The organism is Pseudomonas sp. R1-18, assembly GCF_051132095.1.
GTDB lineage: Bacteria > Pseudomonadota > Gammaproteobacteria > Pseudomonadales > Pseudomonadaceae > Aquipseudomonas.
This window is the reverse complement of record NZ_CP071658.1, coordinates 3,384,266-3,409,897: the sequence shown is the minus strand read 5'-3', so window position 1 is coordinate 3,409,897 and position 25,632 is coordinate 3,384,266. Positions and strand designations below refer to the sequence as shown.

Sequence of the window (25,632 nt, the reverse complement as noted above, 5' to 3'; positions counted from 1 at the left end):
GCCATGTCGTCTTTTGTGGAAATGATCGAAAACATCACCCCCGATATCTACGAGAGCCTCAAGCTGGCCGTGGAAATCGGCAAGTGGTCCGACGGTCGCAAGCTGACCCAGGAGCAGCGCGAGCTGTCCTTGCAGGCGCTGATCGCCTGGGAAGCGCAGAACCTGCCCGAAGACCAGCGTATCGGCTACATGGGCCCGCAGGAATGCGCGTCCAAGTCGGCGCCGGTGCCTAATATTCTGTTCAAGTCGGATGCAATTCATTGATCGAACTCGGTCGCGGATCAGTCAACAAAATGTCGGTGCGCCATGATGACGCGCCGTTCGTGCAGTACGCCTTTCGCCTGGGCGACATGGAAATCCCGGTCAACCCGCTGATCGGCAAGACCGTGCGCCTGGAGTTTCTGGGGGCGATCCATTGCTCCCATTGCGGCCGCAAGACCAAGTCCAGTTACAGCCAGGGTTATTGCTACCCATGCATGCTCAAGCTCGCTCAATGTGACGTGTGCATCATGAGCCCGGAGAAGTGCCATCACGAGCATGGCACCTGCCGGGACCCGGCCTGGGGCGAGCAGTTCTGCATGACCGATCACATTGTCTATCTGGCCAATTCGTCGGGTGTGAAGGTCGGAATCACCCGCGCCACTCAGCTGCCCACCCGCTGGCTGGATCAGGGCGCGAGTCAGGCACTGCCGATTCTGCGTGTCGCTACCCGCCAGCAATCCGGCTTCGTCGAAGACCTGCTGCGCAGTCAGGTCGCCGACCGCACCAACTGGCGGGCCTTGCTCAAGGGCGACGCGCAACCGGTCGACCTCAAGGCCATTCGCCAGGAGTTGTTCGACAGCTGCGGTGCCGGTCTGCTCGGATTGCAAGAACGTTTCGGCCTGCAGGCCATCCAATTACTGCATGACGCCGAGCCTCTGGAGTTCCGTTACCCGGTCGAGGCTTACCCCACCAAGATCGTGAGCTTCAACCTGGACAAGAACCCCATTGCCGAGGGCACGCTGCTGGGAATCAAGGGTCAGTACCTGATTTTCGACACCGGCGTGATCAATATTCGCAAGTACACGGCCTATCAACTGGCCGTGCATCAGTAAGGATTCGAGCATGCGCACCGAACAACCGAAAATGATCTACCTCAAGGACTACCAGGCGCCCGAGTACCTCATCGACGAGACGCACCTGACCTTCGAGCTGTTCGACGACCATTCGCTGGTACACGCGCAACTGGTGATGCGCCGCAATCCCGAGCGCGGCGCGGGCCTGCCGCCATTGGTGCTGGATGGTCAGCAACTGGAGCTGGTGTCGCTGCAACTGGACGACGTCGAACTCAGCGCCGCCGAGTATCAACTGAGCGCCGACCACCTGACTCTGCAGCCCAAGGGCGAACGCTTCACGGTCGACAGCACCGTGCGCATTCACCCGGAAACCAACACGGCGCTGGAAGGCCTGTACAAGTCCGGCGGCATGTTCTGCACCCAGTGCGAGGCCGAAGGCTTTCGCAAAATCACTTATTACCTTGATCGCCCGGACGTGATGAGCATCTTCACCACCACGGTCAGCGCGGACAAGCAGCAGTTCCCGATCCTGCTGTCCAACGGCAACCCGATTGCCAGCGGTCAGGAACAAGACGGCCGTCACTGGGCGACCTGGGAAGACCCGTTCAAGAAGCCGGCTTACCTGTTTGCGCTGGTGGCGGGTGACCTGTGGTGCGTCGAAGACACGTTCACCACCATGAGCGAGCGGGTCGTGACCCTGCGCATCTACGTCGAGCCGGAAAACATCGACAAGTGCCAGCACGCCATGACCAGCCTGAAGAAGTCGATGCGCTGGGACGAGGAGGTCTACGGCCGCGAATACGATCTCGACATTTTCATGATCGTCGCCGTCAACGATTTCAACATGGGCGCGATGGAGAACAAAGGCCTCAACATCTTCAACTCCAGCGCCGTGCTGGCCCGTGCCGAAACCGCCACCGATGCCGCACACCAGCGGGTCGAGGCCATCGTCGCTCATGAGTATTTCCATAACTGGTCGGGCAACCGCGTAACCTGCCGCGACTGGTTCCAGCTGTCACTGAAAGAAGGCTTCACGGTGTTCCGTGACGCCGGCTTCTCGGCGGACATGAACTCGGCGACGGTCAAGCGCATCCAGGATGTCGCTTACCTTCGTACTCACCAGTTCGCCGAAGACGCAGGCCCGATGGCGCATGCCGTGCGCCCGGACAGCTTCATCGAGATTTCCAACTTCTACACCCTGACCGTTTACGAAAAGGGCTCGGAAGTTGTCGGCATGCTGCACACGCTGCTGGGCCCGCAGGGCTTTCGCAAAGGCAGCGACCTGTATTTCGAGCGCCATGACGGTCAGGCCGTGACCTGCGACGATTTCGTCAAGGCCATGGAAGACGCCAACGGTGTGGACCTCACCCAGTTCAAGCGCTGGTACAGCCAGGCTGGCACGCCGCGTCTGGCAGTCAGCGAGTCCTGGGACAGCGCCGCCGGCACTTACAGTCTGACCTTCCGCCAAAGCTATCCGGTGACTCCGGACAAGCAGGAAAAGCTGCCGTTCGTGATTCCCGTCGAACTTGGCCTGCTGGACAGCCAGGGTGGCGAAATCGCCTTGCGCCTGGCCGGCGAGGCAGTGGCAGGCGGCACCAGCCGTGTGCTGTCGGTGACCGAGGCCGAACAGACCTTCACTTTCGTTGACATTACTGAACGCCCGCTGCCGTCTCTGCTGCGTGGCTTCTCGGCGCCGGTCAAGCTGAGCTTCCCTTACGATCGCGATCAGCTGATGTTCCTGATGCAGCACGATTCCGATGGCTTCAATCGCTGGGACGCCGGGCAGCAGTTGGCGGTCCAGGTGCTTCAGGAACTGGTCGGCCAGCACCAGCAAGGTCAGGCGCTGGTTATGGATCAGCGACTGGTCACGGCGTTGCGTACCGTTCTGGCGGACGAGCAGCTGGATCAGGCCATGGTCGCGGAAATGCTTTCGCTGCCGAGCGAGGCTTATCTGGCCGAAATCAGCGAAGTGGCCGATGTCGAGGCGATCCATGCCGCTCGCGAATTCGCCCGTCGGCAGTTGGCCGACAGCCTGTTCGACGCGTTGTGGGAGCGCTATCAGACCAATCGCAGTGTTTCGCGAGCCACACCTTATGTGGCCGAGGCTGAACACTTCGCGCGTCGCGCCCTGCAGAACATCGCGCTGTCGTACCTGATGCTCAGTGGCAAGCCGCAGGTGCTGGACGCGACCATCGAACAGTTCGACACCAGCGACAACATGACCGAGCGTCTGACGGCGCTGGCCGTGCTGGTCAACTCGCCGTTCACCGAAGCGCGGGACAAAGCGCTTGCGGTGTTCGCCGAGAACTTCAAGGACAACGCGCTGGTCATGGATCAGTGGTTCAGCGTGCAGGCCGGCAGCCCGCTGCCCGGTGGTCTGGAGCGAGTCAAGGCGCTGATGCAGCACCCGGCGTTCAATATCAAGAACCCGAACAAGGTGCGGGCCCTGATCGGCGCGTTTGCCGGGCAGAACCTGATCAACTTCCATGCGGCGGATGGCTCGGGCTACCGTTTCCTGGCGGATCTGGTGATCGAGCTCAACGGCTTCAACCCGCAGATTGCCTCCCGGCAGCTGGCGCCGTTGACCCGCTGGCGCAAATACGACAGCGCTCGTCAGGCGCTGATGAAAGCCGAGCTTGAACGCATCCTCGCCTCGGGCAACCTGTCGGCCGACGTGTTTGAAGTGGTGAGCAAGAGTCTGGCCGAGTAACGGCGCAGGGCTTCGGAAGAGGTGCTACCCGCTCTGGCGGTTAGCACCTTTTTTTTGGGTAGTGCATGCCTGCAGGAGCGGACTTGTCCGCGAAAGCAGACGTTCAGGCAATAGAAATGCTGCGGATGTACTGGCACTTTCGCGGACAAGTCCGCTCCTACAAGGATTGTGCTGGACCTGTGGATTGGGCTGAACGTGTAGGAGCGGACTTGTCCGCGAAGACAAACGCTCCCGGAATAGAAATCTCACATGTGAGGGATATCTATCCCACACCACATCTGCTAGCTTGCACTTCAGATTCTGGACGAGATAGAGGGAAGTACCCATGCCTCGGACAAACCCGGACGCCCCGGCGAGGGCGTTGAAAAGCTCTACCGATTACATGCGTGAAATGCGCGTGCGACTCAAGGAAGCCGGGCTGGTGAAGCGGGAATTCTGGATCCGGCCCGAAAACGTCGATGCCCTGCGGGGGATCGAAAAAGCCCTGCGCCAGCCCTTTCTGGGCCAGAGAATCAAACTGGAGGATTTCATGACCGAGAACACCAACTGGACGACGAGCTCGCTGCACAAGTCCCTTGCCGGACTTGAAGCCGTAACCAAGGGCGAAATCGACCTGTCCATCACCCATACAGCCGAACCGAGCGTCCGCCTGACCCTCAAGGAGTTCGGCGACCTGCCTGTCTACATCGCAGTGGCCGGCGACCAGATACTGGCCGATGCGACCCTGATCGAAGTTGATCGCGTCAAGGACCCGGTAGCGTTCAACGACGTGGTGCTGCGCAGCCGCGACCTGTTCCCGTTGTCTTCGGTCGGCATCGAGCGGCTGGCCGACGGGCAGGAAGTCTACTGCCTGTTCGGTGCGCTTAGCGCGGCATCGTCGCTGACCGTCATCGTTCAGGAAATCCTTACCCTCGCGGACAATGTGATCCGTGCGGCAGAGGCTTTCGACGACCACTTCATTCGCTGAGCATTGCTTCAGGAACACTGCCGTCAGGAGGAGAAATCCATGACAACGAGCATCTGGAAAAAACTGGTCACCGCGGTACGGGGTGGCGCTTCCGAAGTGGGCGAGTCAATCGTTGACGCCAACGCCCTGCGAATCCTTGATCAGGAAATCCGTGACGCCGACAGCGCGCTGGTCAAGGCCCGGGACGGCCTGATCACCATCAAGGCCAAGCACAAACTGTCAGCGCAACGGCTTGAAGAGCACGCGGCCAGTATTGCCAACTGGGAAGGCCGCGCGATGCAGGCCCTGAGCAAGGGCGAAGAAGCACTGGCGGCGGAATGCGCTGCCAAGATTGCCGAGCTCGAAGCACAGCGCGACCAGGAGCAGGCACTGGCGGACCAGTTCGCCAAACAGGTCGGTTTGCTGCAGGAACAGGTCGTCAAGGCCGAATCGCGTATCCGCGGGCTCAAGCAGCAGGTCGAGATGGCCCGCGCCCGCGAAACCGTCCAGCGCGCTCGCGTCGCAACCGCCAATGCCACCGGCGGTGCCAGTGGCGCGGTGGAAACGGCCGTTGGATCGCTGGCGCGTCTCAAGCAGCGTCAGGATGAACAGGACGCCAAGCTCGAAGCCGCCGAAGAATTGGCTGGCCAGTCCAGCGGCAGCGACCTTGAGCGTCGCTTGCAGGAAGCCGGTATCGGCGCCAAGAGTGGCGGTGCCGAGGACGTACTGGCGCGCCTGAAAGCCAAGAGCCAGACGCCGGCCCAGTAAGCCAGGCAGCCGTTATCAAGGATGGCACATGAGTTTTTCGATACGGCTGAAGGTTGTTCTGGGTCTGTCGCTGCTGCTGGTGGCGTTGCAACTGGCCAATGCCTTGACCGGCTACTGGCTGGTGTCGTTCGGGATCGTTCCGCGTAGTCTCGAAGGTTTGCGAGGCATTGTTCTGGCACCCTTCATTCACGGCTCGTTCGGGCACCTGCTGGGGAATCTGGTGCCGTTCATGGCGCTGAGCTGGCTGGTTGCGACTGAAGGCGTCCGGCGTTATGCCTGGGTCGTGGCGCTGATCGTGCTGCTTGGCGGCTCGCTGGTCTGGGTGTTCGGACGGACCAGTCTGCATGTAGGCGCCAGCGGATTGATTTTCGGTCTGTGGACCTACGTGCTGGCCCGCGCCTGGTATCAGCGCAGCATTGCCAGTCTGCTGCTGGCGATTCTCGCGCTGGCCGGATACAGCGGGTTGATCTACGGCTTTCTGCCGGCGGCGGGTGTGTCGTTCGAATCGCATATCGCCGGCGCTGTGGCCGGGATCTGCGTCGCGCGGCTGATGCATGCCACAACGTCCAGGGTCTGATTGTCTACGGCACGGACTTTTCTACATCGCGGCCAGTGGTCTGCAAGGAGATGCGTTATGAGTTGGTTCAAACGTGCGATGGGGCTCGAAGCGCCCAAGCCTTCGGGGCGCGTCGCCGGAACTGCTGTTACCGCCAGCCCGCTGGGCCTGGCTTCCGGGCGCATGCTGTGCCTGGACCCTTCATTGAAGACGTTGCTCGACGGCCACTCCCACGTCGTCATTCCTGGCGACGAAAAGGTCTGGGCCGTGGGCCGCATCGATCTTGGTCAGTCCATGGGGATTCACCGCTTCTATCTGGATGACGACGACTACTTCCTGCAAGTGGTCAGCGACGGGCCGGCCGCTGAAGATATTCAGGACATTATTCTGTTCGGGTATTACAGTGCAGCGCCGATCACCAGCAAGGAAGAATTGCTGCGCCTGACCGGACCGCAATCGCAGATCGGGCTGCCGACCTACGAGCACGAAGGTGAGGAGTACTTCCGGCAGTGGGGCACCGAAGACGGCCAGACCGAGCTGACGCCTCTGGACGAAGATGTGCTGAGCCCCGACAGCGGATACCGTGTAAAACACCTGAGCATGCTATATGCGCGGGAAACCGGCCTGATCGGTCGTCGGGAATTTCTGCTGTTTTCGGTCGAAGAGGACGAAGAGGGCGCGATTACCCTGACAACGGCCGTTGGCGTCACTCTGCAATCCACAGACATCACTGTTATATGACAAGGAAATCCAAATGATCGACGCGCTGCGTATGTCGCTCAACGCTACTGCCGTGTTCGGCTTCATTATGTATATCGTGGTGGCGGCAGTGCTCTTTGCGCTCTTCCAGTTCATCTACAGCCGGATCACGCCGCACAGGGAATTCGCGCTGATCCGCGAAAACAACAGCGCGGCGGCACTGGCGCTCGGTGGCTCGCTGATCGGCTTTGCACTGCCGGCCAGCAATATCATCACCTACAGCATCGGCATCCTCGATGTCATCGTCTGGGCGCTGATTGCCGCAGTCGTCCAGCTGGCGGCCTTCGGCGTCGCGAGCGTGGTGCTCAAGGGGTTGTCGGCACGCATTGCCAAGGGCGAAATGGCGGCGGCCATCTATTCGGCCAGCGTGGCGGTCAGCGTCGGCCTGCTCAATGCGGCCTGCATGACCCCGACGGTCTGAGCGCGGCACGGTCAAGGAGATCACCATGAGACGCAGTCCCGCAAAACTCGTGCTCGCCGGCACCCTGCCGCTGGCGCTTTCAGCCTGTGGTCCGTCGCAAGACACACCCAACTTCAGTGCTCAGGCCAACTTCAAGTCGGTACAGGAATGTGTCGAAGCCAAGGTGCCGGTGGACACCTGCTCGGACGCCTACATGCAGGCCATGTCCGACCATCGCCGCATTGCCCCGACCTACGATGACAAGGCCGCTTGCGAAGCCGACTTCGTTCCCGATTACTGCCAGGTCACGTCGGACGGCAAGTACATGCCGAAACTGGGCGGTTTCGAGCTGGGCTTCGAGGGTAACGTGCCCAAGGAAGCGCTGGACAGGGCCCGCGCGGAAGTTGCGCAGGCGCAGGGCAGCGGCTTCAGCGGCACCGAAGGTCTGCTGACCGGTCTGTTGATTGGCAATCTGATGAGCAACGGTTTCGGCGGCAACCGTTATTACTCGCAGCCCATCTATCAGACCCGTGATAGCCGCGGCGGCTATTACAGTTCCTCCTTGCCTGGGCAGATCGACCGTGGCAAGACGTTCAGTCGTTCCACGCAGGCGCGTTCAAGTCCGGACGCTCGCTACAGTCAGGGCACGCTGGGCCGCAGTCTTGGCGCTTCCGGCGCCGGATCGTCGGTGTCTTCGACCATTTCGCGCGGCGGCTTTGGCAGTCAGGCGGCCGCGCGCAGCGGCTGGGGCGGCAAGAGCAGCGGCGGCTTCAGCTCGGGCGGCTAGGCCCTTTTTGGAACCGATCCATGAAAAAGATCAGCATCGAGGAGCGTCCTGACTGGCGCGTCACCGCCGAACGAGAGGGCTTCGCCTTCCACACAATCGACGGCGAACGCTACTGGGACGAGCGCGGGTATTACCTGTTCACTGAAGAGCAGATCACCCGCGATCTCGAACAGCCGACCCAAGAGCTGCACCAGATGTGCATGGACGCCGTGGCGCGGGTGGTGGAAAGCGAAGAACTGCTGACTCGCCTGGCGATCCCGCCAGCGTTTTTCGATCTGGTTGGTTCTTCATGGCGTGAAGGGCATCCGCATCTATATGGCCGCTTTGATTTCGCTTACGACGGCAGCGGGCCGGCGAAGATGTACGAAATCAACGCCGACACGCCGACCAGCCTGATGGAAGCCGGCGCCTTTCAGCTGTTATGGCTGGAAGAGCAGATCGAACGTGGCGTGTTACCGGAGCGGGCCACGCAGTTCAACTCTATCGCCGAGGACCTGGTGCGTGCTTTCGCCACGCTGCCTGGCACCAGTCCGTTCTACTTCGCAGCGATGTCGGGCTCGGTCGAGGATCGCGGCACCACCGACTTTCTGCGACGAATGGCCGCCCATGTCGGCATCGACGCCCGGCACATCGATATCGAAGACATCGGGCTGAACGAGCAGGGGAGATTCGTCGACCTTGAGGGGCGCTGGATCGAGCGGCTGTTCAAGCTGCATGCCTGGGAGCACATCTTTCATGAGTCCTTCGGCAGCCATGTGCCGGCCAGCGGCACGCAATTCGTCGAGCCGGCATGGAAGGCGATTCTCAGCAACAAGGGGATTCTGCCACTGCTATGGCAGTTCAACGAGGGCCATCCCAACCTGCTGCCGGCGCATGTAGACAACGATCCCGGCAAGCCGCTGCCGCGTGGCTGGGTACGCAAGCCGTACTTTTCCCGCGAGGGTGCCAACATCGAAATGCATACCTTGGGGGACGAGATCATTGCGGTCGACGGCCCTTACACCGATGCGCCCTATATCCTGCAGCAGTACTCGCCGCTGCCGCGCTTCGGCGACAGTTACACGCTGATCGGGTCCTGGGTGATCGGCGACCTCGCATCCGGCATCGGCATCCGCGAGGACGACAGCCTGATCACAAAAGACACCAGCCGGTTTCTGCCCCACGTTGTGATCGACTGAGTTGCCTGTCTCGTCCACGGGGGTTACCGGTCACGCGGTACCCCCTTTTTTGTGACCGACTGCCGGTCCAGGTCAGCGAGGGCAATCCTCGGCCTCGTCAAGTTTGCAAATCATGTCCGGATTCACGGTCGGCGCGCGTGTAATACGAGGCGCTGTTTTGCGTACCGTCCCTAGTATTTAACCGGATATGTAGTGCGCTGCGGAAATCGATCTTATTTTGATATTAGCGAGCGCTCGGGTTGCAGTTATACTTACAATTCCTCGAATGATATCTGTAGCGTGCAACGGCAATCTGTGGTCAAGATTTGATAAGGGGTTGAATCGAGAAACTTCCTACAAGTTGAAGTTTCATTTCTTACAGTTTGCTCTGTAGTTGCAGCGTTCGGGCAGGAAGCACCAATAAAAATACAGCAAGGAGCTGACACTTATGAGCAAATCAATGGGTGATACTGCATCGTGCCGCAGGCTCAAGACTGCAGGCTGCGTGCTGTCCGGGCTGTTGCCATGGCTGGCGGCGGGCGGAGTGCAGGCAGTAGAAATGAGTCTCGCCGATGACCGGGTGACGGGCACTCTCGATACGACTGTTTCCTACGGGCAGATGTGGCGGGTACAAGGCCGTGACAAGCGCAACGATGACGTTAATACCAACGACGGTAATCGAAACTTTGATACTGGTCTGGTATCGGAGGTGTTTAAACTTACAAGCGAGTTAGAACTTTCCTACGAAAATTACGGACTGTTCGTGCGAGGTTCTGCATTCTATGACACGCAGATCATGGATAAGCGAACCAACTTTCTCGATGGCAACGGCGCTTCTCAGCCGAGTCAGAACTATCCGGACGATCGATCGTTCACCCGCGAGACGCGACATAGCGCCGGACGCAATGCGGAGATTCTCGACGCTTATGTCCGCGGCAATTGGGAGGTTGCCGGAGCCCCGCTCGACGCGCGCCTGGGCAGGCAAGTGTTCAACTGGGGCGAAGGGCTGTTCTATCGTGGCGGCGTCAATACCACGAACCCGATCGATGCGGCCAGCTTCCGGCTGCCGGGCTCCGAACTCAAGGAGGTTCTGGTACCGGTCGAGGCGCTGAGCTTCAATGTCGGGCTGGGCGAAAGCCTGTCGCTGGAGTCGTTTTACCAGTTCAACTGGCGGGAAACCGAGGTTGATCCGGTGGGCACCTACTTTTCCGAAACCGACCTGTTTGCCGCTGGCGGCAATACGGCCTATGCGCCGGTCCCGGCGCTGGTTCCGCTCACTGGCCTTTATCAAGGGCTAAGCGCCGCAGGAGTCGGCGGACTGCAAGGTGGCGGGCGCATCGATGGCGCGGGCAATGTGAAGGCCGCGAGCATCGGCCCGGACATCAATGCGCGAAATGACGGGCAGTACGGCATCGCGCTGCGTTATATGGCCGAACAACTCAATTCGACCGAGTTCGGGTTCTACTTCGTCAACTACCACGCCAAAGAGCCGACCATCCATGCCGATCTGGGTAGTTACTCCGGGTTGAACCTCGCACAGATCAGCGCTGCGGCCGCCCCTCAGATTCAGCAGCTGGTGGCGGGGCAGGCGGGGATCAGCGTGCAGCAATTGCAGCAGATCATGGCAGCCAGTCCCAACGGTCCGTTGGCACAGGCGTACCGCAGCGCCCTGAGCTCTGCGGTCGGCGGCGTCGCAACCATGGATGTCGCCAGCCAGGTACGGGGGCGCCGGCAGTATGCCGAAGACATCCGCATGCTGGGCCTAAGCTTCAACACCCACATTGGCCAGGCGTCGGTATTCGCTGAGCTGGCATACCGGCCCAACATGCCCATTGGTCAGGCCGCGACCAGCGATCTGCTGGGTGACCTGCTGCTTCAGGCGCCGCAGCTGGCGACCGGCTCCAGGGTCAATATCGGCGGCCATCAGGTGGCGCTCGGCGAGCAGATCCGCAACGCCGAGCGGGTCGAGATGTTCAATGCGTCGCTCGGCACGCTGTACAACTTCGGCCCGCGCCTGTCGTTCGATGGTCTGACCATGGTCGCCGAACTGTCCTCCGAGCACTTGCGTGGCAGTAGCCTGAAATACACCGCATGGGACGGCAGCGTCCGCTACTACGCGGGTCGCGGCAACGGTTCCTATCTTGCCGGCTACGACCGCGGCGACCAGGTCAATCGCAATGCCTACGGGTACACCCTGATGCTGCAAGGCACCTGGAACGATGTGTACGCCGGGGTCAATCTCTCGCCATTCGCCATCTACAAGGAGGACTTCGAGGGCAATTCCCACCAGACCGGCAACTTTATCGAGGGCCGCAAGGCACACACGCTGGGTGTTCGGGCCAGCTACCAGAACCGCCTGGAGACCGAACTGCAATACACCTCGTTCTACGGCGCCGGCAAAAACAACGCGGTTCGCGACCGGGACAACGTGGGCCTGAACGTCAAATACTCGTTCTAGCCCTGACACAAGCAAGGAGAGCCTCATGCTCATGAAGTACCTGAAGGGAATCACAGCCTTGACGCTTGTGATCAATACGGCAATCGCCGCGGACGCCACGCTGCTGGACGCCCGCCTTACGCCACTGGGCGGCGAGCGTGCCGGCAACGCAGCCGGAACGATACCGGCCTGGACCGGCGGCATCACCCAGGCGCCCGCCGGTTACGGTGGGCCAGGCACACGTCACGTCGACCCTTATGCAGCGGACAAACCCCTGTTCACCATCACCCGGGCCAACCTCGATCAATACCGCGAGAACCTGACTCCGGGTCAGATTGCCCTGTTCAACGCCTGGCCCAACAGTTATGCCATGCCGGTCTACCCGACCCGGCGCTCTGCCTCCGCGCCACAGTGGGTCTACGACAACACGCGGGTGAATGCCGCCAGGGCCAGGCTGGTCGGTGACGGCAATGGGTTCGTGGATGCCTATGGTGGTATACCGTTCCCGATCCCCGAAAATGGCGTGCAGGCAGTCTGGAACCACATCGCTCGATATCGCGGCACCTACGTGGTGCGCCGTGCTTCGGAAGTCGCCGTGCAGCGCAACGGCAGTTACAGCCCGATCACCTCGCAGCAAGAAGCGCTGTTCAGGTTCTATGACCCCAAGGGCAACTACGCCGGGCTGGACAACATTCTGTTCTATTACCTGTCGTTCACCCGCAGCCCGGCGCGCCTTGCGGGTTCAGCGGTGCTGGTTCATGAAACCCTCGACCAGATCCAGGAGCCGCGCCAGGCCTGGGCCTATAGCGCCGGCCAGCGTCGGGTGCGTCGCGCGCCGAGTCTTGCGTATGACACGCCAATCCCCAACTCCGATGGCCTGCGCACGGCGGACGATACCGACATGTTCAACGGCTCGCCTGATCGTTACGACTGGAAGCTGGTGGGCAAGCGCGAGATCTACATCCCTTACAACAACTACCGGGTGTCGAGCCCTGACGTCACTTATCGGCAGCTGCTGCAGCCCGGTCATCTGAACCCGGCCTACACGCGTCATGAACTGCATCGGGTATGGGTGGTGGAGGGCAGACTGAAGTCCACCGCCCGGCATGTCTATTCCAGGCGTACGCTTTATCTGGACGAAGACAGCTGGCAGGTGGCCGTTGCCGATCAGTACGACGGCCGCGGCGAACTGTGGCGGGTGTCCATGGCGTATCTGAAGAACTACTACGAGCTGCCGGCGATCTGGTCGGCACTGGATGTCTTCCATGACCTTCAGGCGCGGCGCTATCACGTGCAGAACCTCGACAACGAAGAGCCCAGCACTCTCGACTTCGCCCAGCCGGTGCCCGACGTGAGCGAGTTTACGCCGGCCGCCTTGCGTCGCCGGGGCACCCGCTAGAACCCTCGGCGTCGCAGCTCTTGCGCGTGCGGCCTGTCCGTAGCAGGCCGCATCGCGTAGCGGAGCCGCCGGTCATCAGGTCCACTGATACCTCGTCAATCACGCCGGACCTGCTTACAAAAGATAACGTCATGCTGATTGTCAGGCATTCGCAAAGCTGTCTAGGATGGGCGAGCTTCCGGAAGGGCAGGACTAGAGCGCTTGCAGGCGCCTTCGTCGCGAACTGACCCGATAACAATAAAAGGGGAGAAGTCCATGAGGCGCGCCTATTCATTCAAGCAGCCAGACGTGCGTTCACCAATGAGAGCCGGACTGTCGTCGATTGCAGCGCTGCTGGCATTCGCGGCCTGCGCATCGGTGAGCGCCGCGCCGCAACCGGCTGATCGTCCCGTATCCGACCCGGCTATCCAGGCCATCGAATCAAGCAAGGCATCCAGAGGGCTGCTGCTTGAAGTCGTTAATGCCGGTAAGCGGCTGGTGGCGGTCGGGGAACGAGGGCACATTCTCTATTCCGACGATCAGGGCAAAAGCTGGGTTCAGGCAAAGGTACCGACGCGCCAGTTGTTGACGGCGGTGTACTTCGCCGACGACCGGCACGGCTGGGCGGTCGGCCACGACGCGCAGATCCTCGCCAGCGCCGACGGCGGTCAGACCTGGACCAAGCAATTCGAAGACCTCAAGCGTGAAGCACCGTTGCTGGATGTCTGGTTCAAGGACACCAACACCGGTTTTGCCGTGGGCGCTTACGGCACGCTGCTGACCACACTGGACGGCGGCCTGCATTGGGAGGACGTCAGCGACCGGCTCGACAACGAAGACCAGTACCATCTCAACGGAATCGCAGAGGTCAGAGACGCCGGACTGTTTGTGGTTGGTGAGGCGGGCAGCATGTTCCGCTCCGCTGATGAAGGACAGACCTGGGAAAAACTCGAAGGCCCTTACCAGGGATCGCTGTTTGGCGTGACGGGCACCGCAAGCCCGGCCACGCTGCTGATCTATGGCCTGCGCGGCAACCTGTTCCGGTCAACGGATTTTGGTGACAGCTGGACCCAGGTGGAGCTGAACGCGGCGCGCGGCCCGCTGGAGTTCGGCCTGGCCAATGCCGCGTTGCTGAGCGACGGCTCAGTGGTGCTGGTGGGGAACGGCGGTAGCGTACTGCGCAGCACCGACGACGGTCAGAGCTTTCAGGTATCCAACCGTCCCGACCGGGTTTCACTGGCCGGAGTGACCGCCAACGAGCACGGCAATCTGATCCTGGTGGGCCAGGGCGGCGTACGCCTCACTTCGCCGACGGGCACTGACACGACCCAACAATAAGAACTCTCAGGGCGGGACATTGGTCATGACCAATCTTCAACACACGCAGCATCACGGCGACAAGGCGACCTTTCTCGAACGACTGATTTTCAATAATCGCCCTGCGGTGATCCTTCTGTGTCTGCTGGCCAGCATCTTTCTGTTCTGGCAGGCCACCCAGGTTCGGCCATCCACCAGTTTCGAGAAAATGATCCCGCTGGATCACCCGTTCATCCAGAACATGATGGCGCACCGCAACGACCTGGCGAATCTGGGCAACACGGTGCGGATTTCCGTGGAAGCGCTGGATGGCGATATCTTCTCCAAGACGTACATGGAAACGCTGCGGGAGATCAACGACGAGGTATTTTACATACCCGGCGTGGATCGCTCCGGCCTCAAATCGCTGTGGAGCCCGAGCGTTCGCTGGACCGAAGTGACCGAAGAGGGCTTCGCTGGCGGTGAGGTCATTCCGCAGAGTTACGACGGCTCCGAGCAAAGCCTCGATCAGTTGCGCAACAACGTGCTCAAGTCCGGCCAGATCGGTCGGCTGGTCGCCAACGACTTCAAGTCGAGCATCGTCGACGTGCCATTGCTGGAGTCCTATCCGGACCCGGCGGATCAGGGCAAGTTGATCGCCCTGGACTATCAGCAGTTCTCCCACCAGCTGGAAGAAAAGATCCGCGACAAGTACCAGGCGCAGAACCCCAACATCAAGGTCCACATCGTCGGTTTTGCCAAGAAGGTCGGTGACCTGATCGACGGGCTGGTGATGGTCGTGATGTTTTTCGGCGTCGCTTTTATCATCACGCTGGTGCTGCTGATCTGGTTCACCCGCTGCATCCGCAGCACCATCGCAGTCCTGAGCACTACGCTGATCGCGGTGATCTGGCAGTTGGGGCTGATGCATGTGGTGGGTTTCGGTATCGACCCCTACTCGATGCTGGTGCCGTTTCTGATCTTCGCCATCGGCATTTCCCATGGTGTGCAGAAGATCAATGGTATCGCCCTGCAATCCAGCGACGCCGAAAACGCCCTGACGGCGGCGCGCCGCACTTTCCGCCAGCTCTTTCTGCCGGGGATGATCGCCATTCTCGCCGATGCGGTCGGTTTCATTACCCTGCTGATCATCGACATTGGTGTGATTCGCGAGCTGGCCATCGGTGCCTCCATCGGCGTGGCGGTGATCGTGTTCACCAATCTCATCCTGCTGCCGGTGGCGATTTCCTACGCGGGTATCAGTAAGAGGGCGATATCCCGCAGCAAACAGGACGCCGTGTCGGATCACCCTTTCTGGCGCCTGCTGTCCAACTTTGCCAGCGCCAGGGTCGCACCGGTATCCATCGTGCTGGCGCTGCTGGCCTTCGGTGGCGGGCTTTGGTACAGCCAGAACCTCAAGATCGGCGATCTGGATCAGGGCGCACCCGAATTGCGGCCTGACTCGCGCTACAACCAGGACAACGCGTTCATCATCAATCACTACTCCACCAGCTCCGATGTATTGGTGGTGATGGTCAAGACCGCGCGCGAAGGCTGCTCGGCGTACCCCACGATGTCGGCCATCAACGAGCTGGCCTGGAAGATGGAAAATACGCCGGGAGTGCAGTCGGCGATTTCCCTTGTGACGGTTTCCAAGCAAGTGATCAAGGGCATGAACGAGGGCAACCTCAAGTGGGAAGCCCTGTCGCGTAACAAGGACGTGCTGAACAGTTCCATCGCCCGCGCCGACGGCCTCTACAACAACGATTGCTCGCTGGCGCCGCTGCTGGTGTTCCTCAACGACCACAAGGCGGAAACCCTGGACCGCGCGGTATCCGCGGTGCAGAGATTCGCCGAAGAGAACAACACGCCTGAGCTGCAGTTTCTGCTCGCAGCCGGCAACGCCGGGATCGAGGCGGCGACCAACGAAGTGATCAAAAAGTCAGAACTGATCATTCTGGTGCTGGTGTACATCTGCGTCGCGGCCATGTGCATGATCACCTTCCGTTCCTGGGCGGCGACCTTGTGTATCGTGCTGCCGCTGGTGCTGACCTCGGTGCTGGGCAATGCGCTGATGGCGTTCATGGGCATTGGCGTCAAGGTTGCGACCTTGCCGGTGGTTGCGCTGGGCGTTGGCATCGGCGTGGATTACGGCATCTACATCTACAGCCGTCTGGAAAGTTTTCTGCGCGCGGGGCTGCCGTTACAGGAGGCTTATTACGAAACCCTGAAGTCCACCGGCAAGGCGGTGCTGTTCACCGGACTGTGCCTGGCAATCGGCGTATGCACCTGGATCTTCTCGGCGATCAAGTTCCAGGCAGACATGGGGCTGATGCTGACCTTCATGCTGCTCTGGAACATGTTCGGCGCGCTATGGCTGCTGCCGGCGCTGGCGCGCTTCCTGATCAAGCCGGAGAAAATGGCGGGGAAGGTCGGGAATTCGTTGTTTTCCCATTGAATACGCAGGAGCGCGCTTGCCCGCGACGGCATTGGTACAGCCAGGATTGCTCTAATTTGGCGTACCGCCATCGCCAGCAAGCTGGCTCCCACAGGGATTGCGGCGTATCTCTAACGTGTAGGAGCCAGCTTGCTGGCGATGGCGGCTTTGTTGATTGCCTGAAAAAACGCTTCTACAGCGCTTCGCTCGCACCCAGCACTACACTCAAGGCATTGCGCGCGTCATCCAGCTGAACCAGCGTGGCATGGCGGGCGCCGAGGGCGTCGCGGTTCCGGATGGCGGTCAGGATGGCCTTGTGGCGCGGCAGCGCCAGCTCATGCAGGTTGGGGCGCTTGTTCGAATGCTTGAGTGCTTCACGCAGCGCCAGTGAAAGCATGTTGCACAGGTGCGAAAGCAGGTCGTTGTGGGTCGCATCGGCGATGCGGCTGTGGAAGTCCAGATCCGGCTGCAGCAATGCTTCGGGCGTCTCGGCGTCTTCCATGCGCTGATACGCTTCATGGATCGATTCGATTTCTTCATCCGTGGCGTGCTGCGCGGCAAGGGCCGCCACCGCGGGCTCGATGACCGCGCGGACACTGGTCAGCAGATTGAAGAACTCGTTTTGCGGCGAACTCTGCATGACCCAGTGCAGCACATCCGGGTCCAGCAGATGCCATTCTCGACGAGCCTTGACCACCGTGCCTACACGCGGCCGCGAATACACCAGACCTTTGGCAACCAGTACGCGGGTGGCTTCGCGCAATACCGGGCGGCTGACCGCGTATTCCTCGCACAGCAAAGCTTCGGCAGGCAATTTTTCGTCGGGTTTGAAACGACCGGAGACGATCTGCATGCCCAGCTCCTGAACGATGCGGGCGTGCATGCTTTTACGGTCGGAAGGCTTTCGGTAATCCATGGGGACGCGAGTCGATCCTGGCGATGAATGCTGCGCATCATACCATCGCGCAGGGCGTGCGGCGGGTGCCGAGGCGTCGACACCCGCTGTATGAATCGCGACCGGATCTGTCAGTGCGAGTGGCGTGGCACCTCGGCGCCTCGGCAACCGACCAGGAAGTCGAAATCGCAGCCCTGATCGGCCTGCATTACGCGGTCGATATACAACTGACGGTAGCCGCCGGCAATGAACGGGTGCTGCGGTGCCTGCCAGTCGGCAAGGCGCGCGGCCAGTTCGGCTTCGGGAATATCGAGGTGCAGACGACCGTTGTTGCAGTCCAGTTCGATCCAGTCGCCTTCGCGCACCACGGCCAGCGGACCGCCCGCTGCCGCTTCAGGCGCGACGTGCAGAACCACGGTGCCGTAGGCGGTGCCGCTCATGCGCGCGTCGGAAATCCGCACCATGTCGGTAACGCCCTGAGCCAGCAGTTTGGCAGGCAGGCCCATGTTGCCGACTTCCGCCATGCCCGGATAACCCTTGGGCCCGCAGTTCTTGAGGACCATCACCGAGCTTGCGTCGATATCCAGATCCGGATCGTTGATTCGCTCCTTGTACATCTCGAAGTTTTCGAACACCACGGCGCGACCACGGTGCTGCATCAGTGCCGGCGTGGCCGCGGAAGGCTTGAGAACGGCGCCGAGTGGCGCGAGGTTGCCGCGCAGCACACAGATGCCGCCGTCGGCGCGAATCGGGTTGTCCAGGGTGCGAATCACCTGATCTTCGCCATAGATCGGCGCGGCCTGGGTGTTCTCGCCGATGCTCTTGCCGTTGACAGTCAGCGCGTCCGGGTTCGGCAGCAGGCCGCCCTCGTTCATGCGTCGCAACACTGCTGGTAGGCCGCCTGCATAGTAGAACTCTTCCATCAGAAAACGCCCGGAAGGCTGCAGGTCGACAATCGTCGGCGTGCCGCGGCCGACGCGGGTCCAGTCGTCCAGTTCCAGATCGACGCCGATGCGCCCGGCGATGGCTTTGAGGTGAATGACGGCGTTGGTCGAGCCGCCAATGGCGGCGTTGACGCGGATCGCGTTTTCGAACGCTGCCTTGGTCAGGATCTTCGACAGACGCAGATCTTCGCGAACCATGTCGACCGCGCGCATTCCGGACATGTGCGCCAGTACGTAACGGCGCGAGTCGACGGCCGGAATCGCGGCGTTGTGCGGCAGCGAGGTGCCCAGGGCTTCGGCCATGCAGGCCATGGTCGATGCAGTGCCCATCGTGTTGCAGGTGCCTGCCGAGCGTGACATGCCGGCTTCGGCCGAGAGGAATTCATCCAGGCTGATGGTCCCGGCTTTATAGGATTCGTGCATTTGCCAGACGATAGTCCCGGCACCGATGTCCTTGCCTGCGTGCTTGCCGTTGAGCATTGGCCCGCCGGTGACGACGATGGCCGGCACGTCACAGCTTGCCGCGCCCATCAGCAGGGCCGGCGTGGTCTTGTCACAACCGGTCAGCAGCACCACGCCGTCGATAGGGTTGCCGCGAATCGCTTCCTCCACATCCATGCTCGCCAGGTTGCGGGTGAACATGGCGGTGGGGCGCAGGTTGGATTCGCCATTGGAGAACACCGGGAACTCGACCGGCCAGCCGCCTGCTTCGATCACACCGCGCTTGACGTGCTCGGCGATCTGCCGGAAATGCGCGTTGCAGGGGGTCAGTTCCGACCAGGTATTACAGATGCCGATGATGGGTTTGCCGTGAAACTGATGGTCGGCGATACCCTGGTTCTTCATCCAGCTTCGGTACATGAAGCCGTTCTTGTCGGCGGTGCCGAACCACTGGGCGGAACGCAGGGTAGGTTTTTTATCGGAATCAGACATGATCGGCTCTCTTATTGTAAGACTTAATAGCGTTGCTGCCGGTTAAGGTAAGCCTAAAAATCGATCATTGGAAGAGTTGTCAGCTCAAATAGTATTACTATATAGTTATTCGCAATCGGGGGACGACCCAGCCGGGCCTTTTCAGGGCGGCGGCGAGTGGCGATTCCCCAAGGTTCCATAACAAAAACAATTGGAGACCGCCTTCATGAGCCAGGAATTGCGGCTTATACGCCGCATCACGCTGAAACTGATTCCCTTCCTGATCCTGCTGTACCTCATCGCCTATGTGGATCGCTCCGCCGTCGGTTTCGCCAAGCTGCACATGGGCGCGGACATCGGCATCGGGGACGCGGCCTACGGGCTGGGCGCCGGGCTGTTCTTCATCGGCTACTTTCTGCTGGAAATCCCAAGCAACCTGATGCTCGAACGGTTCGGCGCACGTCGCTGGTTCGCCCGGATCATGGTCACCTGGGGCGCGATCACCATCGGCATGGCGTTCGTTCAGGGGCCGCACAGCTTCTACGTGATGCGCTTTCTGCTGGGTGCCGCCGAGGCTGGCTTCTTTCCGGGCGTGCTGTACTACATCACTCAGTGGTTCCCGGTTCGCCATCGCGGCAAGATCCTGGGTTTCTTCATCCTCTCGCAACCCATCGCCATGATGATCACCGGCCCGGTGTCCGGCGGCCTGCTGGGCATGGACGGCGTACTGGGCCTGCATGGCTGGCAGTGGCTGTTCATCGTCATCGGTACTCCGGCGATCCTGCTGACCTGGCCGGTGCTGCGCTGGCTTCCGGATGGTCCGCAGCAGGTCAACTGGATGAGTCAGGAAGAGAAAGACTGGCTGACCGGTGAGCTGAAAAAGGATCTGCAGGCGTACGGGCAGACCCGCCACGGCAACCCGCTGCACGCCCTCAAGGACAAACGCGTTCTGCTGCTCGCGCTTTATTACTTGCCGGTGACGCTGAGTATTTACGGCCTGGGCCTGTGGCTGCCGACGCTGATCAAGCAGTTCGGCGGCAGCGACCTGACCACCGGCTTCGTGTCATCCGTGCCCTACATCTTCGGCATCATCGGTCTGTTGATCGTGCCGCGCAGTTCCGATCGGCTCAACGACCGATACGGACATCTGGCAGTGCTTTATATCCTGGGTGCCATCGGCCTGTTCTGCAGTGCCTGGCTGACGTTGCCGGTGGCACAACTGGCGGCGCTGTGTCTGGTGGCGTTCTCGCTGTTCTCCTGCACCGCGGTGTTCTGGACCCTGCCGGGCCGCTTTTTCGCCGGTGCCAGCGCCGCTGCTGGCATCGCCTTGATCAACTCGGTCGGCAACCTGGGCGGTTACATCGGCCCGTTCGTGATCGGTGCGCTCAAGCAAGCGACCGGCAACCTGGCGTCCGGGCTGTACTTCCTGTCCGGCGTCATGGTGTTCGGCCTGGTGCTGACCGCCATTGTCTACCGCGTGCTGGAGCGCAGGCACGTATTGCCGCAGGACGAATTTTCCGCCAGTGCCAAAGCTCGTTAAGAGAGCCACGTTAAAAGGAGCCTTTCATGCGACTCATACAGTTTGAACTGAACAACGGCGATCGCCGGGTTGGCGTGGTCGACGGTGATCAGGTGCGCGAAGTGCAGGGCGCCCACAGCGTCCGCGAGCTGGCGCTGGCCGCTATTGAAACCGGTACCGGCCTGGCGCAGCAGGTCGAAGGGCAGGGGCTGGGTGCCAGCCATGATTATTCGCAGCTGCTTGAAGAAATGCGCGTCCTGCCGCCACTGGATCATCCGGACCCGGCGCATCTGCTGGTCAGCGGCACCGGCCTGACCCATCTGGGCAGCGCATCGGCGCGCGACAAAATGCACCAGCAGGCCGGCGATGAAGCGGCAATGACCGACACCATGCGCATCTTCAAGTGGGGCGTGGAAGGCGGCAAGCCAGCGGCGGGTCAGGCGGGTGTGCAGCCGGAGTGGTTCTACAAGGGCGACGGCAGCATCGTCGTCCGTCCGGGCGCGGCGTTCTCGCTGCCGCCGTTCGCCGAGGACGGCGGGGAAGAGCCCGAAATGAGCGGCCTTTACGTGATCGGTCCGGATCGCAAGCCATATCGCCTGGGCTTTGCCGTCGGCAATGAGTATTCCGACCATGTGATGGAGCGGCGTAACTATCTGTACCTCGCCCATTCGAAACTGCGCGCTTGTTCGTTCGGCCCGGAGTTGCGTGTCGGCGACCTGCCGCAGAACCTGTCAGGCACCAGCCGGATCTGGCGCGATGGCGAGGTGTTGTGGGAGAAGGAGTTTCTCAGCGGCGAAGCCAACATGTGCCACAGCCTGGAGAATCTCGAATTCCACCATTTCAAATATGCCCAATTCCTGCGCCCCGGTGATGTACACGTGCACTTCTTCGGCACCGCGACGCTGTCGTTCGCCGACGGTGTGAAAACCCAGCCTGGAGACCGCTTCGAAGTCAGCCAGCCTGAGTTCGGACGGGCGCTGGTAAACGGGCTGGCGAAAAGCGAGACCGTGTTCGAGCCGGGCGGGATCGGGAAGCTTTGAAGTAGTTGCTGCACCGCAATTTCGCCTAATCACCTGTAGGAGCGGACCAGACGGTCCGCTTCTGCTAGACCTCCTGCCACAGGTTTTGCCTTATCATTCCCGCTTTCACACAAACCGGCAAAACTCATGACTACTACCCCTGACACGCTTTTTTCGGCCCTTCAATCCACCACCATGCTGGAAATCGACGGCTTGCACGCGTGGGACTTTTCCCTTGGCGAGGAGCTGAACATCGAATGCATGGACGGCCGCGAGCGCAAGGTCTGGCGGTTCAGCAAGGCGCAGGTCGAGGCCGCTGTATTCGACGAATCGCTGCAAAGCTGGGTGGTCAACGACGGCGCTGCCGATCATCGGATCATCTGCCTGGACGCATTTACCCCGACAGATGACGACGAATCCGAAACCGATTGATCCAGATCAGGTTCCGGCAAGCCTCTTGCCGGTAAATTCGCTTTCACTTGTCGGTCGCTTCTGCGCAAGCACCGGCATCAGGTGGTAGGGCGCGCAGTCTGCGCTTGCCCGCTACACACGGATGTGCTTGCCTTTTCTTATGCCCGGACGCCTGAGCGTCCGGGCATAACGACGTGTATCACTTTCACTGGCCGAGCCAGTTTTCTGCTCACGGATTCGAGCAAACGATGAAGATAGGGAGATCCAATGTCTACTCAAGGTGCGTTGAGTCGTGCACGATTGTTGCCGACTTTCATAGGCGTCATTCTGCTGGTACTGAGCGTGGTCATGCTGACCGGGAGCTTGCGGCTGGTGAGCCTGGGCGGCTCGTTCTACTACATGCTGTGCGGATTCGGCTTCGCTGCCATTGGCGTTCTGCTGATCATGGGTCTGCGTTTTGCGGTCTGGCTGTTCACCTTGCTGCTGCTGATCTGCACGGTGTGGGCGCTGTGGGAGGTGGGCCTGGACCGGCAGGAACTGATGCCACGGCTGTTCGTCTGGTTTCTCATCGGCCTGGTGCTGCTGTTGCCCATGGCCCGGCGGGGCCTCAAGCCGGTGCGGCGTCACGTATCCATTGGCGGTCTGCTGATCGCCGTGCTGCTGGCCGGCATCTCGGTCGACCCTATCGGTCAGCTCAAGCAGGTCGTGCCGCATTATCAGGGTTTCCTTGCCCGGCTGATCCCGACCACGGACCTGCCGGCCGAGCCTGCGGTTGATAGCCAGCACATCGCCATTCAGGCGCCGGCGCCTGTGACCGAAGGCTGACAGACCTTTGCGCGAGGTATGAGAAAACTACCTGCGCCCCGGCACTGTCATAGACCTGACTGTCGAGTAGTCGGCACCCACAATTTGAACAAGAAAGGAAGGCCTCCTATGTTCCCTACATCGCTGCGATGGCTGGCGCTTGCCTGTGCCATCAGTGCGGCTCCACTCCAGGCTGAACCCATGACCGATATCAATTTACTGGTAGGCACCTATACCCAGGGCAAGAGCGAGGGTATCTACCGCTTTGGCTTCAACAGCGAGACAGGTCAGATCGACCCCAAGCCTCGTCAGGTGATCAAGGCCGAAAACCCGTCCTGGCTAACCGTATCCAAGGATGAGCGCTACCTTTTTGCCGTCAACGAGAACGGACCGGGCCAGCGTGACGTGGTTGGCAAGGTCAGCAGCTTTGCCATCGACCCGAAGACCCGCTCCATCACGCCCATCAATCAGGTCGTAACTCAGGGGGAGGAGCCGACGCATTCGAGCCTGAGCCCGGATGGTCGGTATCTGTTCGTCTCCAATTACGCGGTCAATCCTGATCCCGGTGGCGTGCTGGCGGTGATGCCGGTGGGCAAGGATGGCAAGCTGGCCGACCCGGTACAGGCGCTGCCGCTGGGTCCGGGCAGCAAAGTGCATCCCGAGCGCCAGCTCGCGTCCCACGTGCATCTGGCGGTACCGACGCCGGACGACAAGTATCTGGTGGCCGCTGATCTGGGTGCCGACAAGCTGTTTGTTTATGAATACGATCAGGATCGCGCCAAACCTCTGCAACCGGCCAAAGTGCCTACCGTGCAGTTGCCGGCCGGCACTGGCCCCCGGCACCTGTTGTTCAGCCGCTCGGGCAAGCACGCCTGGCTGGTACTGGAAATGTCGGCAGAGGTGGTTACGTTCGAGTACCACAACGGCGAGTTCAAACAGAAGCAGCGCGTGGACCTGAAGAATAAAGGCGTCAATCAGAAGAACGGTGGCGGCGGCTTGCATACCTCGCCTGACGGCCGGTTCCTTTACGTTGCCAACCGAGGTGATGCCAATCAGATACTGGTGTTCCGGATCGACCCCACCACCGGCACTCTGGATGAGATTCAGCGTCGCGACGTGGAGGGCAAGGAGCCCCGCGAATTCAGCTTCGATCCTTCCGGCAAGTTCATGCTGATCGCCAATCAGAAGAGCAGCCAGATCGTGACCCTGCACCGTGATCCGCAAAGCGGCCTGCTCGGCGAGACGGTACAGAAATTCGACCTCGACTCGCCTTCGGATCTGCACTTCTTCAACGAAGAGTAACGTCCGCAGCTTGCAGCCCGCGCAAACGGCGAGCTGCAGGCACTATCAATCCAGCTGATATGAGTTAGTGCTACAAAAGATTTCTATGAATCGGCCCTCGGGCGTAAGTTTGAGTCACGGCCAAGACGGCCTGAACTTCCGCCAACCCGCAGACAGTTTGACTGCTGATAACTTCGAGAGGTGACCGACATGAACCTGAATGTATTTTCCATTATCGCGGCTTCCGCCATTTCCGCATCCGTCGCACTGCCTGCCAGTGCCAGTGCGGAAGTTTCAACTCGCAAGACACAGGCCACGCAAAGTTACACCCCTAAGTACTTGCAACAGAGCGCCAACTTCTACGCGGCGCTGGACCACAAGTTGCCACACTGAACGCTGATTGAATCCATTCCCCGTTAACGAACAATTCGCTACCGGGGAATGGATTCACGAAGGCTCTGCTCAAGGCTTTTGCGAGCACGTTCGCCCACACAGGTTGATGCGACCCACTGCTCATTACGTGGCAGGCCAGGCATCTTCTGCTCAGTGAGCCTGCTCGCGAAAGCTTTGAATTCCATCGTTCTGACTGCAACCTCGTCACTTGCCGTGACGGGGTCTTTTTCATGTCGTGCAAAAGTAACGTTTTGATTCTCTATGGCTGCCATTGAGTTCCTGAATAATCAAGCGAACTAATAGTTGCTATGAGTATTGGTGGTTTCTCAAAACTTCGTATCGCCGCCATTCTGTCGGCCAGGAAAACAGTATACGGAGCTGCACACCATGGCCACTGCCATCCTTCATTCCATCAAACAGGGCGCGTATATCGCGATTTCCCTTTACGTCGTATTCATCGCAGTGGTCGCCATCACCAGCATGAATCCCCAACTCAAGGATCGCCGCTATGAAGCGCCCGCCACTGCATCGGCGGCAAATCAGCCGGTGCAGGAGCGTGCTTCATGAGCGGCGCGGGAATCTGGGTAACCGCCGGTCTGGCCGTGATGATCAATGGCAGTTCACTTCTGGGTATCGGCCAGAACTCGGTAGGCGGGATCGCCCGAAGCATCGAGTGCCGTCACGAGATTGCCCACGCTATAGAACGCTCGCGGGCGGAAAAGCTGATGGCGGCCACACCGCCTCAGAACGCCGGCGTCCATGCCTGAG

Annotated in this window: 24 protein-coding genes; 22 read left to right on the top strand and 2 right to left on the bottom strand. The window is 60.6% G+C overall.

All coding sequences use genetic code 11. The features are described from left to right. Positions 1-3: 3 nt before the first annotated feature. From J3P77_RS15545 to J3P77_RS15480, 14 genes are all read left to right on the top strand, one after another. Positions 4-264: a YeaC family protein gene (locus J3P77_RS15545; protein ID WP_125831912.1), complete on the top strand. Its 261-nt coding sequence runs from the start codon at positions 4-6 to the stop codon at positions 262-264. After that, positions 261-1,094 carry a DUF2797 domain-containing protein gene (locus J3P77_RS15540; RefSeq protein ID WP_434677487.1) on the top strand — a complete coding sequence of 278 codons (834 nt, stop codon included), beginning with the start codon at positions 261-263 and terminating at the stop codon, positions 1,092-1,094. Before J3P77_RS15545 ends, J3P77_RS15540 begins: the two co-directional genes overlap by 4 nt. 10 nt (positions 1,095-1,104) lie before the next feature. Continuing rightward, on the top strand, positions 1,105-3,765 hold the full coding sequence (gene pepN, locus J3P77_RS15535; protein WP_434677486.1) for an aminopeptidase N: 2,661 nt from the start codon (positions 1,105-1,107) through the stop codon (positions 3,763-3,765). A gap of 325 nt (positions 3,766-4,090) precedes the next feature. Continuing rightward, a complete protein-coding gene (locus tag J3P77_RS15530; RefSeq protein ID WP_434677485.1) occupies positions 4,091-4,732 on the top strand; it encodes a YjfI family protein in 642 nt (213 codons plus the stop codon). 39 nt (positions 4,733-4,771) lie between these two features. Then, positions 4,772-5,479, top strand: a complete 708-nt coding sequence (locus J3P77_RS15525) for a PspA/IM30 family protein (RefSeq protein ID WP_434677484.1) — start codon at positions 4,772-4,774, stop codon at positions 5,477-5,479. Between the two features lie 28 nt (positions 5,480-5,507). After that, positions 5,508-6,056: a rhomboid family intramembrane serine protease gene (locus J3P77_RS15520; protein ID WP_434677483.1), complete on the top strand. Its 549-nt coding sequence runs from the start codon at positions 5,508-5,510 to the stop codon at positions 6,054-6,056. A 57-nt stretch (positions 6,057-6,113) separates the two neighbouring features. Continuing rightward, positions 6,114-6,776, top strand: coding sequence for a YjfK family protein (locus tag J3P77_RS15515; protein ID WP_434677482.1), 663 nt, complete (start codon positions 6,114-6,116; stop codon positions 6,774-6,776). Positions 6,777-6,789: 13 nt separating this feature from the next. Then, positions 6,790-7,215 (top strand): DUF350 domain-containing protein, encoded by a 426-nt coding sequence (locus J3P77_RS15510; RefSeq protein ID WP_434677481.1) that lies wholly within the window; start codon positions 6,790-6,792, stop codon positions 7,213-7,215. Positions 7,216-7,240: 25 nt separating this feature from the next. Continuing rightward, the gene (locus J3P77_RS15505; protein ID WP_434677480.1) at positions 7,241-7,981 is read left to right on the top strand and encodes a DUF1190 domain-containing protein; all 741 of its coding nucleotides are present in this window, start codon (positions 7,241-7,243) and stop codon (positions 7,979-7,981) included. A 20-nt stretch (positions 7,982-8,001) separates the two neighbouring features. Then, positions 8,002-9,159, top strand: a complete 1,158-nt coding sequence (locus tag J3P77_RS15500; protein ID WP_434677479.1) for a glutathionylspermidine synthase family protein — start codon at positions 8,002-8,004, stop codon at positions 9,157-9,159. A 439-nt stretch (positions 9,160-9,598) separates the two neighbouring features. Next, a complete protein-coding gene (locus tag J3P77_RS15495) occupies positions 9,599-11,596 on the top strand; it encodes a DUF1302 domain-containing protein (RefSeq protein WP_434682032.1) in 1,998 nt (665 codons plus the stop codon). 25 nt (positions 11,597-11,621) lie between these two features. Beyond that, positions 11,622-12,974 (top strand): DUF1329 domain-containing protein, encoded by a 1,353-nt coding sequence (locus tag J3P77_RS15490; protein ID WP_434677478.1) that lies wholly within the window; start codon positions 11,622-11,624, stop codon positions 12,972-12,974. 288 nt (positions 12,975-13,262) lie between these two features. Next, positions 13,263-14,291 (top strand): WD40/YVTN/BNR-like repeat-containing protein, encoded by a 1,029-nt coding sequence (locus J3P77_RS15485; protein WP_434677477.1) that lies wholly within the window; start codon positions 13,263-13,265, stop codon positions 14,289-14,291. Between the two features lie 25 nt (positions 14,292-14,316). Next, a complete protein-coding gene (locus tag J3P77_RS15480) occupies positions 14,317-16,707 on the top strand; it encodes an efflux RND transporter permease subunit (RefSeq protein WP_434677476.1) in 2,391 nt (796 codons plus the stop codon). 172 nt (positions 16,708-16,879) lie between these two features. Here the strand turns inward: J3P77_RS15480 and J3P77_RS15475 are convergent, their stop codons facing one another. Beyond that, positions 16,880-17,602, bottom strand: coding sequence for a FadR/GntR family transcriptional regulator (locus J3P77_RS15475; protein ID WP_434677475.1), 723 nt, complete (start codon positions 17,600-17,602; stop codon positions 16,880-16,882). A 110-nt stretch (positions 17,603-17,712) separates the two neighbouring features. After that, on the bottom strand, positions 17,713-19,458 hold the full coding sequence (locus tag J3P77_RS15470; protein ID WP_434677474.1) for an IlvD/Edd family dehydratase: 1,746 nt from the start codon (positions 19,456-19,458) through the stop codon (positions 17,713-17,715). Positions 19,459-19,663: 205 nt separating this feature from the next. On the opposite strand from J3P77_RS15470, the gene J3P77_RS15465 reads away from it, so the two are divergent. From J3P77_RS15465 to J3P77_RS15430, 8 genes are all read left to right on the top strand, one after another. After that, entirely contained in the window at positions 19,664-20,977 is a 1,314-nt protein-coding gene (locus tag J3P77_RS15465; protein WP_434677473.1) for an MFS transporter, read from the top strand. Positions 20,978-21,003: 26 nt separating this feature from the next. Beyond that, positions 21,004-21,996: an AraD1 family protein gene (gene araD1 / locus J3P77_RS15460; RefSeq protein WP_434677472.1), complete on the top strand. Its 993-nt coding sequence runs from the start codon at positions 21,004-21,006 to the stop codon at positions 21,994-21,996. A 126-nt stretch (positions 21,997-22,122) separates the two neighbouring features. After that, complete coding sequence (locus tag J3P77_RS15455) at positions 22,123-22,407, top strand: DUF5629 family protein (RefSeq protein ID WP_434677471.1); 285 nt, start codon at positions 22,123-22,125, stop codon at positions 22,405-22,407. Positions 22,408-22,653: 246 nt separating this feature from the next. After that, the gene (locus tag J3P77_RS15450; protein ID WP_434677470.1) at positions 22,654-23,211 is read left to right on the top strand and encodes a hypothetical protein; all 558 of its coding nucleotides are present in this window, start codon (positions 22,654-22,656) and stop codon (positions 23,209-23,211) included. 108 nt (positions 23,212-23,319) lie between these two features. After that, a complete protein-coding gene (locus tag J3P77_RS15445) occupies positions 23,320-24,492 on the top strand; it encodes a lactonase family protein (protein ID WP_434677469.1) in 1,173 nt (390 codons plus the stop codon). Positions 24,493-24,681: 189 nt separating this feature from the next. Further along, positions 24,682-24,864 (top strand): hypothetical protein, encoded by a 183-nt coding sequence (locus tag J3P77_RS15440; protein ID WP_434677468.1) that lies wholly within the window; start codon positions 24,682-24,684, stop codon positions 24,862-24,864. 387 nt (positions 24,865-25,251) lie between these two features. Further along, complete coding sequence (locus tag J3P77_RS15435) at positions 25,252-25,431, top strand: hypothetical protein (RefSeq protein WP_434677467.1); 180 nt, start codon at positions 25,252-25,254, stop codon at positions 25,429-25,431. After that, positions 25,428-25,631, top strand: a complete 204-nt coding sequence (locus J3P77_RS15430; protein WP_434677466.1) for a hypothetical protein — start codon at positions 25,428-25,430, stop codon at positions 25,629-25,631. Before J3P77_RS15435 ends, J3P77_RS15430 begins: the two co-directional genes overlap by 4 nt. Position 25,632 lies beyond the last annotated feature (1 nt).

Bases quoted from the DNA above. Each gene is read 5' to 3' on its own strand.
- J3P77_RS15545 (WP_125831912.1), top strand. From the start codon at position 4: ATGTCGTCTTTTGTGGAAATGATCGAAAACATCACCCCCGATATCTAC.
- pepN (WP_434677486.1), top strand. From the start codon at position 1,105: ATGCGCACCGAACAACCGAAAATGATCTACCTCAAGGACTACCAGGCG.
- J3P77_RS15530 (WP_434677485.1), top strand. From the start codon at position 4,091: ATGCCTCGGACAAACCCGGACGCCCCGGCGAGGGCGTTGAAAAGCTCT.
- J3P77_RS15525 (WP_434677484.1), top strand. From the start codon at position 4,772: ATGACAACGAGCATCTGGAAAAAACTGGTCACCGCGGTACGGGGTGGC.
- J3P77_RS15520 (WP_434677483.1), top strand. From the start codon at position 5,508: ATGAGTTTTTCGATACGGCTGAAGGTTGTTCTGGGTCTGTCGCTGCTG.
- J3P77_RS15515 (WP_434677482.1), top strand. From the start codon at position 6,114: ATGAGTTGGTTCAAACGTGCGATGGGGCTCGAAGCGCCCAAGCCTTCG.
- J3P77_RS15510 (WP_434677481.1), top strand. From the start codon at position 6,790: ATGATCGACGCGCTGCGTATGTCGCTCAACGCTACTGCCGTGTTCGGC.
- J3P77_RS15505 (WP_434677480.1), top strand. From the start codon at position 7,241: ATGAGACGCAGTCCCGCAAAACTCGTGCTCGCCGGCACCCTGCCGCTG.
- J3P77_RS15500 (WP_434677479.1), top strand. From the start codon at position 8,002: ATGAAAAAGATCAGCATCGAGGAGCGTCCTGACTGGCGCGTCACCGCC.
- J3P77_RS15495 (WP_434682032.1), top strand. From the start codon at position 9,599: ATGGGTGATACTGCATCGTGCCGCAGGCTCAAGACTGCAGGCTGCGTG.
- J3P77_RS15490 (WP_434677478.1), top strand. From the start codon at position 11,622: ATGCTCATGAAGTACCTGAAGGGAATCACAGCCTTGACGCTTGTGATC.
- J3P77_RS15480 (WP_434677476.1), top strand. From the start codon at position 14,317: ATGACCAATCTTCAACACACGCAGCATCACGGCGACAAGGCGACCTTT.
- J3P77_RS15475 (WP_434677475.1), bottom strand. From the start codon at position 17,602: ATGGATTACCGAAAGCCTTCCGACCGTAAAAGCATGCACGCCCGCATC.
- J3P77_RS15470 (WP_434677474.1), bottom strand. From the start codon at position 19,458: ATGTCTGATTCCGATAAAAAACCTACCCTGCGTTCCGCCCAGTGGTTC.
- J3P77_RS15465 (WP_434677473.1), top strand. From the start codon at position 19,664: ATGAGCCAGGAATTGCGGCTTATACGCCGCATCACGCTGAAACTGATT.
- araD1 (WP_434677472.1), top strand. From the start codon at position 21,004: ATGCGACTCATACAGTTTGAACTGAACAACGGCGATCGCCGGGTTGGC.
- J3P77_RS15455 (WP_434677471.1), top strand. From the start codon at position 22,123: ATGACTACTACCCCTGACACGCTTTTTTCGGCCCTTCAATCCACCACC.
- J3P77_RS15450 (WP_434677470.1), top strand. From the start codon at position 22,654: ATGTCTACTCAAGGTGCGTTGAGTCGTGCACGATTGTTGCCGACTTTC.
- J3P77_RS15445 (WP_434677469.1), top strand. From the start codon at position 23,320: ATGTTCCCTACATCGCTGCGATGGCTGGCGCTTGCCTGTGCCATCAGT.
- J3P77_RS15440 (WP_434677468.1), top strand. From the start codon at position 24,682: ATGAACCTGAATGTATTTTCCATTATCGCGGCTTCCGCCATTTCCGCA.
- J3P77_RS15435 (WP_434677467.1), top strand. From the start codon at position 25,252: ATGGCCACTGCCATCCTTCATTCCATCAAACAGGGCGCGTATATCGCG.
- J3P77_RS15430 (WP_434677466.1), top strand. From the start codon at position 25,428: ATGAGCGGCGCGGGAATCTGGGTAACCGCCGGTCTGGCCGTGATGATC.